Raw genomic sequence first — 11521 nt, forward strand, 5'->3', positions numbered from 1 at the left:
GCGATTAGGCATTGAAGACGGTCGAGGAGACCATCCAATTCCCGTGAATGCACTTACCGTTCGTGTATGTGCCTTGCTCTCCATATCCCAATGTCCCCAACACTGGGACGCCGTCGAATGTCTTGATCAAAGACTCCATCGACTTTAGTGAATCGCGTTTCAGTGCCATCGTATATCCGGCACACATCACCATTATGCCGCCCGCTGGTGCACCCTTTTCCAACGATTTATCAAGGGTTTGCTGTGTCACCTTTCCAAGGCGATTGTGCATGCTGTCCTTCTCGCCTGTCATCATGTAAATTGTGTCCCCTTCAATTGGGTTCGCAACCATGGTCAGCGTTCCCGCATCGGCCATCACTGGTGCAACAAGATAGTAGTTTTCGATCACAGCACCGTTGGCCATGCGCGTTTCACCAACGCGATGGGCAAACGAAGCCAACCCCATCAGTTCGTAACTTACTTGTCCCGTTTCAATAATGGGGTCCCGACCAAGCCAATCTAAGAAAACGTCGCGGGCTGGTTTGTCATCGATTGTGATCAAGTTTCGGCCCTCGGCTTTTGTTACAACCCCAGATTCCCCTTGGGGCATAAAGCCAGATTGGATGTAGTGGGTCACGGCATCGGTCGCGTAAAACAGTGCAATCCCAATGCCGTTTTTGGCTACGCCAGATCCGTCAAACATGGACCAATTGCCTGTGAATAATTTATCGGCCACGGTCATCCCGACGGCCCGAGCGCCCTCGCCAAAAACGTCAACAAGTGCTGCAATGCTGCTTTCCTCTAGGCCTGGGGTCATATAGGTCTAGATCAGGTCAGGAAGTTCCCCAAGTCGATCAGCCTGCATTTCTGCACGTTCTAGTGCAATAGAAAGAGCCGCAGTTATATCATCATTGCTGGCGTTTTCCGGTAGCGCTTCTACGGCGACACCGACATCGGTATCGTCGTCACAAATCGTCAAAGCGCCTATAGCTGGTTTCCCAAATCCGAAGGTCCGTTGTTCGGTGAACAGCCCTTCATGAGTAGAACCGCCAAGAATTTGAGTGTCGGGAAAGGCCGCCTGCAACCCTGCTAAAATGATGTTTGGATCGTGATGTTCTGTGTAGCTTGCCTTCAGGATCACGGGTTTTTCCGTCAAGCGTAATTCCAGAGCGTGAACCATTGCTTCGATCGCCAACCTCGTGTCTGCGATTTCATTGGCAGCCGTCGTAATTTTCATATCACAAACCTACATTTTCCCTCTCGAGGCAATGTAGGGTGACTACGGTTAAACTTTTGTTTCCCCGTTGGCTTAAAGTTCGGTCAACTTTAAGCGAACTTTCACGGACAACAGTAGTCGCCCAGGCGTCCTTAGGAAGCCCTTTGATCAAATCCGATAGAAGGTGGCGTATGATTTTCGTCGCCCTGTTCGATCTTGTTAAATAACTTTGACTGTCAGTTCACCTAGACCTTCAACGCGCATCACCATGACGTCACCGCGTTCCACCGGGCCAACGCCAGAGGGTGTCCCGGATTGGATGACATCACCCGCGGCAAGTTCGAAGTATTCGCTGAGGTATGCGATCATTTCGGGAACCTTCCATATCATTTGGTTCAGATCCCCTTCCTGACGCATCTGGCCATTCACTGTGAGGGTCAAGTGACCATCACTTGGATGTCCGATAGCTGACGCTGGATGGATCGGGCCACATGGGGCCGACCGTTCGAACGCTTTGCCGATTTCCCACGGACGCCCCATTTTTTTCATCTCGCCCTGCAAATCGCGACGGGTCATGTCAAGTGACAGCCCGTAGCCATAGACATGGTTTAATGCGTCTTCTACGGCGATGTTCGTGCCGCCTGACTTCAAAGCGACGTACATTTCCGCCTCATGATGCACGTCAGAACTGTGGGGAGGGTAGGGGAAATCGCCCGACGGATCCAAGTTATTGGCATTTTTTTGAAAGAAAAACGGAGGCTCGCGGTCAGGGTCATGACCCATTTCAATCGCATGGGCTGCATAATTACGTCCGATGCAATAGATCCGTCTGACCGGAAACGCATCGTCGGTCTCGACAATTGGAAGCTCTACAATCTGGGGTGCGTCGATTACGTAATCTGTCATTTTTCTGTCTGGGATTTGGCTGGCGTTACCCTTGAATAGCTGAGACCAATTTTGAAATCAATCAGGGTCAAACGGCCCAAAATCCGCAAATATTTTGTGATTTCAAGCAATTGGTGGCGCAACGTGGAAGCAATATCCCTAAATTGGTCTGCGGTTTGATGACTGCTGCTGCCCTTCTTCCACAAAAAACTGTTGATGCCCAAGATACAGTTATCGCGTTGCGGACGTCCCTTAAGACGGGGAATTATCGGCCTGCGGACAGGCTGCCGTGTGAACGTGATTTGATCGGTCGGTTGGGGATCTGCAGGTCCACTTTGCGCAAAGCTTTTGACCCTCATGCGCGCGCGATCCGTCTTCAGCGCAGGCTGCAATGCGAACCCATTTGGGGTCGCTCGCCAACAGACGATTGGGGAGGCTCGAGCAGACAAAAGGTACCGTTGGAAAAGAGCATGAAGCCGACCCCAACACGTATCTGAAAATTTACAGAAAACTGGGCGGAGAAATACCAAACAGTTCCTGAAAAAGGTCCCTTTGGGTGCAGCCGCACTTCCACTCGCCATTGGCTTTGGTGCCGGATCCACAAGTACCGAGAAAATTCGCTTCGCTTTGGCGGAAATCCCGGCTGACGAGCTGGCAGGAGTCTTTGCGGCACTGGATCGTGGGAAAACGGGCTTGATGACGAATGGACCGCTTTTTCGGACGAAGAGGTGGCTATTGAGGCAGCGTTGAGCGGTCAGATGGATATTGGGTTGGGCACGCCATACTCGGCCATGTCGCGGTCCCGTGCGCGTATTCGGATCATTTCCAAGTGTCAAAGTTGAAATTTTTCCCGTGACAACAACTGCATCCGCTTCCCTCAAAGAAATGGTAGGTGGGCCTGTCTGGAGCGGTGCGACGCAGATTATGTGGCGAAACCTTGAAAAATTTGCTGATTTTCTGAGTTTTTGTACAGTGTATGCAGCGGTATGCAGTCGACGGCGGTCAATTCATTGGGTATTGAGACGGCAACTTTAGCCGTAAGGATTCCCCCATGTCAGATATTATCTATACCAAAGTAGACGAAGCCCCGGAACTCGCGTCGGCGTCGTTCTTGCCAATTATTCAAAAGTTCGCCGCCGCCGCTGGCGTCACAGTTGGCACCAAGGACATCAGCCTTGCGGGACGGATCCTTGCGACGTTTCCCGAGAACCTAAGCGAAGATCAGCGCCAACCAGATGATCTGGCAGACCTTGGCCGTTTGGTGAAAACCGCAGAGGCAAACGTCATCAAGTTGCCAAATATCTCGGCTTCGGTGCCACAGTTAGTCGCCGCGATCAAAGAATTGCAGTCCAAAGGCTACGCTGTGCCAGACTATCCAGAGGCGCCAGCAACTGAGGCCGAAGAGGCGATCCGGGCCAAGTATGACGGCATCAAGGGGTCTGCTGTGAACCCCGTACTGCGAGAAGGGAACTCTGATCGCCGTGCGGCAAAGGCAGTAAAGAACTTTGCACAAAATAATCCGCACCGTATGGGCGATTGGTCCGCAGACAGCAAGACGCAGGTGTCGTCCATGTCTGGCAACGACTTCTTCTCGAATGAGGCATCAGCCACACTGGCAGAAGAGACGACTGCAAAAATCGTTCTCGAAACTGCAACAGGTGAAATCGTCCTAAAGGAAGGCCTGAGCTATCCGGCGGGCACAGTTGTTGACGCCACCTTTATGAGCGTTGCTGCTTTGAAGGATTTTCTAGCGGCTGAGATCGAGAAAACCAAAGCCGATGGCACCCTGTTTTCGCTCCACCTGAAATCCACAATGATGAAAGTGTCCGATCCAATCATCTTTGGTCACGCCGTCAAAGCCTTTCTGGCACCTGTGTTTGACGCGCATGGTGCAGCCCTTGCCGATCTTGGTGTTAACCCAAACTCTGGCTTGGGTGATCTGTTGGACCGCGTCAAAGATGATGCCGCGATCATGGCCGATATTGACGCCTGCATGGCCGCGCGCCCACCGATGTATATGGTCGACAGTGACAAAGGCCTGACCAACTTGCACGTGTCCTCTGACGTGATCATCGACGCATCTATGCCCGCCCTGATCCGTGCTGGCGGCAAAGGTTGGGGACCAGATGGAAAAGAAGCCGATGCAAACTGTGTGATCCCGGATAATTCCTATGCACCGATCTATGACGAAACGATCAACTTCTTCAAAGAGAACGGTAAGTTGAACCCGGCAACTGCGGGCACCGTTCAAAATATCGGATTGATGGCGCAAAAAGCCGAGGAATACGGCTCACACCCCACCACGTTTGAAGTGCCAGAAGCGGGCACTGTGAAGATGATCCTTGCTGATGGCACTGTGCTGCATCAACACGAGGTAGAGGTTGGCGATATCTGGCGATCGGCCTCGACGCGCAAAGCTCCGATTGAAGACTGGGTGAACCTTGCGATTGATCGCCAAAAAGCCGAAGGCTGCGAAGCCATCTTTTGGCTGGATGCGGACCGTGCCCACGACGCAGAGCTGATCGCCTATGTCGAGCCGATCCTGAAAGCGCGCGGCGTCGCTGACAAGTTCACCATCATGCCCCCACGCGCTGCAACGCGTGCGTCTTTTGAAACCATCACGGCGGGCAATAACTCCATCGCGATCACGGGCAACGTTTTGCGCGACTACCTGACCGACCTGTTCCCGATCCTGGAACTGGCCACATCGGCCAAGATGTTGTCGATCGTGAAACTGATGAACGGTGGTGGCCTGTTTGAAACGGGTGCAGGCGGATCTGCCCCAAAACACGTACAACAGTTGAACGAAGAAAATCACTTGCGTTGGGACAGCCTCGGCGAATTCTGCGCCTTGGGCGAAAGCCTCACTTTTCTAGCTGACTCCAAGAACAATGAAAAAGCACGGGTGCTGGGCCAAGCGGTCGATGCCGCAACACAAGGCATTTTGGACGACAGTCGTTCGCCATCTCGCAAGGTAGGCGAGCCCGACAACCGCAACAGCCACTATTGGTTCGCCCGTTACTGGGCCGAAGCCCTGGCGGGTCAAAACAGCGATCCAGAACTGGCCGCTTATTTTGCACCAGTGGCCAAAGCACTGGCTGAGGGCGAAAGCGATATTCTGGCAGAGCTTGCTGCGGTTCAAGGCGCCCCTGCTGATTTGGGCGGATATTATCGCACTGATCCAGAAAAGACCGCCGCCGTGATGCGCCCCTCTGCAACGCTGAACGCGATCATCGGGTAGGCTCTGAAACCAAGGTCGACCCGTGGGCCCATCTGACGCCTATGGGTCGGCTTTCCTGTTTGGTCAACATTCGTAGACCCTTACAGCTTGGCCGTCTTCCTTGGTGCACAAAACAAGGCCGTCTTGACCCGTAAAGACAGCACGGTTCAAGGGGGGTTGGCCCCGAACGCGCAAACCAAGTTCACAATCTGAACTGACCTCAAAAAGGCGTCGGCGCTCGTATTTGGGAAAAGGAAAATGGTGGAGCCTAGCGGGATCGAACCGCTGACCTCCTGCATGCCATGCAGGCGCTCTCCCAGCTGAGCTAAGGCCCCATTTGGGTGCTAGTTAGGCAAATGCGCCCCGGGGTTCAACCCGAAAAATGCATCGCAAATGCCCAACTGCGTTTTTTCTTACGTTAGGTGCGCAGAGCGCCCTTTTTAGTCGTCGTCGGTTGGGCTGGCGACATCGGCGATTTCTTCCAAAGGAACTGTATCGTCGTCGTCATCGTCTTCCAGTACGTCATCACCCAGATCCACATCTGCGTCGTCGTCGTCGAGCACATCTGCGTCATCATCGAGTACGATATCTTCTTCATCGTCTTCGGGCTTGGCCGAGGCTGGATCTGCTTTGTCAGCAACCATGGTGCGGTTTTTGTTGGTGTCCAAGGTCACCACTTCGCCGGTATAGGGGCTGACAATCGGGTCACGGCCCATATCGTAAAAGCGTTTTCCAGTGGTCGGGCAAAGGCGCTTTACGCCCCATTCTTCTTTGGGCATAGGATTCCCCTAAAGTTGGTCTAAATCGTCGGCAATCTTGTTCGCATGCCAGAACTGGCGCTGGGTGTCAAAGGGGTTTGCGTGTGAGTTTTGGGAAAATTACTGTGCAGGCCATGGCAAAGTAGGAAAAGCGGTAAATGGAAGAGATCATTCTGGACGGATCGCCACCGATTGCTGTTGTGCTGAGGCGCTCTGCGCGGGCAGGCCGGATTTCGCTGCGGGTGTCACGGCTGGATGGTCGGGTGTCTTTGACGATACCAACGCGTGGGTCCAAATCCGAAGCCATATCTTTCCTGCGCGAAAAAGAAGTTTGGCTGCGGCATCAGCTGGTGATCCAAGCGCCCCGTGTCGATTTGCGTGTGGGCGCCGAGGTTCTGTTTGAAGGCACGCCGTTGGTCATTTCCCAAGGGAAAAGTCGGGCTGCGCAGATCATCGGCACGCAGTTGCTGGTGCCGGGCCCAGAGGCCGGATATGCGGCCAAGATCGCAGCGTTTCTCAAGGCCCGAGCGCGGCCGCGTCTGCATGCAGCAACAGAAGTCTATGCTGCCCGGTTGGGCAAACCGGTCAAGCGGATCACGCTGCGCGATACTCGTTCGCGGTGGGGCTCGTGTTCCAGCGCGGGCAATTTGAACTATTCTTGGCGGTTGATCATGGCCCCACCAGATGTCCTGGATTATGTGGCGGCCCATGAGGTCGCTCATCTCCAAGAGATGAACCACTCGCAGGCGTTTTGGGATGTGGTCGAGCGGCTTTATGGACCATGTGCGGATCAGCGAAAGTGGCTGCGCACCAATGGCAATTTGTTGCATCAATATGTCTTTGATTGACCCGTTGGGATTTTGTGATCACAACTAGGCCATGTTGCTACAACCCCGCTCTGAGGCCACATCGGCCACTCATGAACAGTTATACCGTGCGTTGCGATTGCGCATTATGTACGGTGAGGTGCCCCCGGGGCAGGCCCTGACGCTGCGTGGGATCGGCAAGGAATTCAATGTCTCGATGACCCCGGCCCGCGAGGCGCTGCGCCGGTTGGTGGCTGAGGGGGCGCTGTCGTTGTCCAATTCTGGCCGTGTCAGCACGCCGGAGCTGTCCAGCGAACGGTTGGAAGAGCTTGCTGCGTTGCGCGCGCTGATCGAGCCCGAACTGGCGACGCGGGCATTGCCAAGGGCCCATATGGCGCTGATCGAGCGGCTCACAAGCATCAACAATGATGTGGCCCAAGCCATCGCGCACCGTGATGCAGTGGGGTATATTCGGTTGAACCTTGAATTTCATCGTACCTTGTATTTGCGGGCCCAAGCGCCTGCTATGTTGGCCATGGCAGAAACCGTTTGGCTGCAACTGGGGCCAACGATGCGGGCACTTTATGGCAAATTGAACCGCACGGAGGCCCCGCGCAATCACCGCTTGATTTTAGCTGCGTTGCGGGCCGGTGATGAGCCGAGCCTACGTCTGGCGCTGCGTGCTGATGTAACAGCTGGGCTGAAATTGTTGGCGGAATAAATCATCTGATTAAAATCAGCTGGCCCCTGCGGGAGCGGGTGCCAGCGCCTTATCCCACACTGGCGAGACCCGATCGCCTGTTGCGCAATCCGCAGGTCCGGGAACAGGTGGCCCATGGCGCGTGATGCGCCACGGGGACCTGTGATATTGCACCAGTGGCTTTAGCTGTGAATTGGGCCGTCGCCGCAAGCAAGGGCCGCTTCGCGCACTGCTTCCGAGTAGGTTGGATGCGCGTGGCACGTGCGGGCCAGATCTTCGGCGGCAGCGCCAAATTCCATAGCGACGCAGACCTCGTGCAGCAAATCGCCTGCCATGGGGCCGATGATGTGCGCGCCCAAGATACGGTCGGTGTCTTTATCAGCAAGGATTTTCACGAAGCCATCAGCGGCGAAATTAGCCTTGGCGCGACCGTTGCCCATAAAGCTGAACTTGCCGACTTTGTAGGCGCGACCGGACTCTTTGAGTTGCTCTTCGGTGGCCCCAACGCTGCCCACTTCGGGGTGCGTGTAAATCACGCCGGGGATCACATCGTAGTTCACGTGCGGCTTTTGACCGGCGAGCCCTTCGGCGCAGGCCATGCCTTCGTCCTCGGCTTTGTGAGCCAGCATCGGGCCATCGATAGCGTCGCCAATGGCGTAGATGCCTTTGACATTTGTGGCATAGTGACCGTCGGTTTTGATCTGTCCCCGTGGGGACATTTCGACGCCGAGCGCTTCAAGGCCCAAGCCATCGGTGAAAGGTTTGCGCCCAGTGGCGACCAAAACGACATCGGCGTCGATGGTGGCTTCACTGTCGTCTTTGTTGAGCTTGTAGGTGACTTTGGCCTTGGTTTTGGTGGCTTCCACCTTTTGAACGGCGGCCCCCATGGTAAAGCTAAGTCCCTGTTTCGTCAGCAATTTTTGGAAGGTGCGCTGCACTTCGGCGTCCATGCCGGGGGTGATGGCATCCAGATATTCGATGACGTGCACTTCGGAGCCGAGGCGCGCATAGACGCTGCCCAGTTCCAAGCCGATGACACCGGCGCCGATCACCACCATTTTCTTGGGCACTTTGGGCAGATCAAGGGCACCAGTGCTGTCCACAACGACTTTTTGATCCACCTCGATACCGGGCAATGTCGACACCTCTGACCCTGTGGCCACGATGATATTCTTGGCCTCGTGGACGTCGTCGCCGACCTTAACCTTACCAGCGGCAGGGATGCTTCCCCAGCCTTTGAGCCAGTCTATCTTGTTCTTTTTGAACAGAAATTCGATGCCTTTGGTGTTTGCGTCAATGGAGTCCTGTTTGTAGGACTTCATCTGGTTCCAATCCACAGAGGGGCTTTTGCCCTTGAGGCCCATGGCGGCGAAATTATGTTCGGCCTCGTGCAACATATGGCTTGCATGAAGCAGGGCCTTGGACGGGATGCAGCCCACATTCAGGCAAGTGCCGCCAAGGGTCTCGCGCCCCTCGACACAGGCGGTTTTGAGACCCAGCTGGGCACAACGAATGGCGGCCACATAGCCGCCGGGGCCGGAGCCGATCACGATCACATCATATTGGGCCATTTTGGACCTCCTTGTCGGTCAAATTGGGGTGCCATACAGCGTATGGCAGGTGTATGGCTGGCGTATGGCAGGGGGCCATACAATGGTTAAATAAGTGCTGCGATCAGCATTGCGACAGTGGCCCCGAACCCGAACATCCAGATGACGCTGCGCCACGGCGCGAGGCCTTGGACATAGGCCGGAACATAGAGCAACCGCGCGACCAGATAGATGCTGGCGCAGGTGGCAGTGAAGGGCGTGGATTGGTCCGATAGGGTGACGACTACGGTGGCGATAGTGAAGAGGATCAACCCCTCGAAATGGTTGTTCATGGCCCGCTGGAGGCGGCCTGCGGTGCCGGTCAGGTCGATCTTTTTGTCGCGCGGGGACATTGCGGCCTTGGGGCCGACTTGCAGGTTGGCCGCGATGGAGTAGAGACCGAATTGCACGACCTGTAGGAGGGCAGCGTAGGTGAGGATTTGGAGTTCGGGGGTCATAGTTTGCTAATCCATATACCGAATTGCGTTCATGCGGATGTGAACCGTGTCGGTTTTTGTGTTTCTGTATGCGGCAAGGGCTGCAAGTGACAAAAAAATTGCCCAGAAAAACGAAATTCCTGATACCACCAATTGCTTTGTTGGAAGCAGGAATAGACATGCTGTCGTGGTTGCGAACAAAACGCTATGGGGCCAGTGCGTACGCCATATTTTCAGACCCAATCGTTGGTATTTTTCTTCTCTTAGGTTCAAAAAAACGAGCATGGCGCCATAAGACATGATGAAATAGTCAGAAATACTACTTGAGTGGTTTAGCGCGCCCACGACGTAGAGAAGCGCTAAAACCACACCAAGGGAATAAGCGACACAACGCAACCACAAGCCACGGGTGACCTGATCGTAGGTTGGCTGTTTGTGGCTCATTTACAGATCCATCAACAGGCGGCGGGGGTCTTCCAGCGCTTCTTTGACGCGCACGAGGAAGGTCACAGCGCCTTTGCCGTCGACGATGCGGTGATCGTAGCTCAGCGCCAGATACATCATCGGGCGGATCACGACCTCACCATTGATCGCCATGGGGCGGTCCTGAATTTTGTGCATGCCCAAGATCCCCGATTGCGGCGGGTTCAGGATGGGGGAACTCATAAGCGAGCCGTAGACGCCGCCGTTGGAGATCGTAAAGGTGCCGCCTTGCATTTCGGCCATGCTGAGTTTGCCATCACGGGCGCGGGCGCCTTTTTCGGCAATCGCCTTTTCGATATCCGCAAAGGACATGGCGTCAGCCTCACGGATCACAGGGACCACAAGGCCCGTGGGCGTGCCTGCGGCGATGCCCATGTGGACGAAGTTTTTGTAGACCACATCGGTGCCGTCGATCTCTGCGTTGACTTCGGGCACTTCTTTCAGGGCATGCACGCAGGCCTTGGTAAAGAAGGACATAAAGCCAAGTTTCACGCCGTGTTTCTTCAAAAATAGGTCTTTGTATTCGTTGCGCAGGGCCATCACCTCGGTCATGTCGACCTCGTTATAGGTGGTCAGCATGGCGGCGGTGTTTTGGCTGTCTTTGAGGCGGCGCGCGATGGTCTGGCGCAGGCGGGTCATTTTCACGCGCTCTTCGCGGCTGGCGTCATCGGCGGAGACTGGCGCGCGCGGTGCCGCAGCGGCAGGGGCCGGTGCTGCGGGGGCGGCGGTTGCTTTCATCGCGTCCTCTTTCATGACGCGCCCGTCGCGGCCAGTGCCGGTGACCGAGGCCGGATCGATGCCTTTTTCGGCGAGGATTTTGTTGGCGGAGGGCGCGTTTTCCACATCCTTGCTGCCAGATGCAGCCGGGGTCGCAGCGGCTGGGGCAGGTGCAGCGGCAGAGGCTGTGGCCCCACCGATCACAGCCAACTTGGCATCGGCTTGCACGGTTTCGCCTTCCGGGGCGAGGATTTCAGACAGAACACCTGCGGCGGGTGCAGGGACTTCGACGCTGACTTTGTCGGTTTCCAACTCGCAGAGCATTTCGTCCTGCGCGACCGTGTCGCCTACGGCTTTGAACCATGTCGAGACTGTCGCCTCTGTCACGCTTTCGCCCAAGGTCGGGACCATGACGTCAACAGCGTCACTGCTGGCCGCGGCGGGGGCGGTTTTTTCGGCTTTGGCAGCAGGGGCAGGGGCGGCAGCGGCAGCACCCCCCTCACTGATTTGGGCGAGCAGAGCGTCAACGCCCACGGTGTCGCCTTCGTTCGCCACAATCTCGGACAATGTGCCGGCCACGGGGCTGGGGACCTCGACGGTGACTTTGTCTGTTTCCAACTCGCAGAGCATTTCATCGACAGCCACGCTATCGCCGGGCTTTTTGAACCAAGTGGCCACGGTCGCCTCGGTTACGCTTTCACCTAAGGTGGGGACTTTTACATCGGTCATGG

12 protein-coding genes and 1 tRNA gene are annotated in these 11521 nt (G+C 55.6%); 4 read left to right on the forward strand and 9 right to left on the reverse strand.

The window, feature by feature from the left end; genetic code table 11:
- Positions 1-4 precede the first annotated feature (4 nt).
- From ACIRQ6_RS03090 to ACIRQ6_RS03100, 3 genes are all read right to left on the reverse strand, one after another.
- Complete coding sequence (locus ACIRQ6_RS03090) at positions 5-796, reverse strand: FIST C-terminal domain-containing protein (protein WP_420862674.1); 792 nt, start codon at positions 794-796, stop codon at positions 5-7.
- 6 nt (positions 797-802) lie between these two features.
- Entirely contained in the window at positions 803-1216 is a 414-nt protein-coding gene (locus ACIRQ6_RS03095) for a hypothetical protein (RefSeq protein WP_420862675.1), read from the reverse strand.
- 198 nt (positions 1217-1414) lie between these two features.
- Positions 1415-2101: a fumarylacetoacetate hydrolase family protein gene (locus ACIRQ6_RS03100; protein WP_420862676.1), complete on the reverse strand. Its 687-nt coding sequence runs from the start codon at positions 2099-2101 to the stop codon at positions 1415-1417.
- 158 nt (positions 2102-2259) lie between these two features.
- Here ACIRQ6_RS03100 and ACIRQ6_RS03105 point away from each other — a divergent pair, with 158 nt between their 5' ends.
- The gene (locus tag ACIRQ6_RS03105) at positions 2260-2577 is read left to right on the forward strand and encodes a GntR family transcriptional regulator (protein ID WP_420862677.1); all 318 of its coding nucleotides are present in this window, start codon (positions 2260-2262) and stop codon (positions 2575-2577) included.
- Positions 2578-3131: 554 nt separating this feature from the next.
- Complete coding sequence (locus ACIRQ6_RS03110) at positions 3132-5321, forward strand: NADP-dependent isocitrate dehydrogenase (protein ID WP_420862678.1); 2190 nt, start codon at positions 3132-3134, stop codon at positions 5319-5321.
- Between the two features lie 238 nt (positions 5322-5559).
- Here ACIRQ6_RS03110 and ACIRQ6_RS03115 read toward each other — a convergent pair.
- Both ACIRQ6_RS03115 and ACIRQ6_RS03120 read right to left on the reverse strand, forming a co-directional pair.
- Positions 5560-5635 (reverse strand) — tRNA-Ala (locus ACIRQ6_RS03115).
- Positions 5636-5740: 105 nt separating this feature from the next.
- Positions 5741-6079: a TIGR02300 family protein gene (locus ACIRQ6_RS03120; RefSeq protein WP_420862679.1), complete on the reverse strand. Its 339-nt coding sequence runs from the start codon at positions 6077-6079 to the stop codon at positions 5741-5743.
- Positions 6080-6216: 137 nt separating this feature from the next.
- Between ACIRQ6_RS03120 and ACIRQ6_RS03125 the strand changes: the two genes are divergently transcribed.
- Both ACIRQ6_RS03125 and ACIRQ6_RS03130 read left to right on the forward strand, forming a co-directional pair.
- Positions 6217-6906: a M48 family metallopeptidase gene (locus tag ACIRQ6_RS03125; RefSeq protein ID WP_420862680.1), complete on the forward strand. Its 690-nt coding sequence runs from the start codon at positions 6217-6219 to the stop codon at positions 6904-6906.
- Between the two features lie 31 nt (positions 6907-6937).
- Positions 6938-7585 carry a GntR family transcriptional regulator gene (locus ACIRQ6_RS03130; protein WP_420862681.1) on the forward strand — a complete coding sequence of 216 codons (648 nt, stop codon included), beginning with the start codon at positions 6938-6940 and terminating at the stop codon, positions 7583-7585.
- Between the two features lie 161 nt (positions 7586-7746).
- Here the strand turns inward: ACIRQ6_RS03130 and lpdA are convergent, their stop codons facing one another.
- The 4 genes from lpdA to odhB form a co-directional block, all read right to left on the reverse strand.
- On the reverse strand, positions 7747-9135 hold the full coding sequence (lpdA, locus tag ACIRQ6_RS03135) for a dihydrolipoyl dehydrogenase (protein ID WP_420862682.1): 1389 nt from the start codon (positions 9133-9135) through the stop codon (positions 7747-7749).
- An 86-nt stretch (positions 9136-9221) separates the two neighbouring features.
- The gene (locus ACIRQ6_RS03140) at positions 9222-9611 is read right to left on the reverse strand and encodes an MAPEG family protein (RefSeq protein WP_420862683.1); all 390 of its coding nucleotides are present in this window, start codon (positions 9609-9611) and stop codon (positions 9222-9224) included.
- 6 nt (positions 9612-9617) lie between these two features.
- The gene (locus ACIRQ6_RS03145) at positions 9618-10034 is read right to left on the reverse strand and encodes a hypothetical protein (protein WP_420862684.1); all 417 of its coding nucleotides are present in this window, start codon (positions 10032-10034) and stop codon (positions 9618-9620) included.
- Positions 10035-11519: a 2-oxoglutarate dehydrogenase complex dihydrolipoyllysine-residue succinyltransferase gene (gene odhB, locus ACIRQ6_RS03150; protein ID WP_420862685.1), complete on the reverse strand. Its 1485-nt coding sequence runs from the start codon at positions 11517-11519 to the stop codon at positions 10035-10037.
- Positions 11520-11521: the final 2 nt, after the last annotated feature.

The organism is Algirhabdus cladophorae (genome assembly GCF_044772865.1).
Classification (GTDB): domain Bacteria; phylum Pseudomonadota; class Alphaproteobacteria; order Rhodobacterales; family Rhodobacteraceae; genus Algirhabdus; species Algirhabdus cladophorae.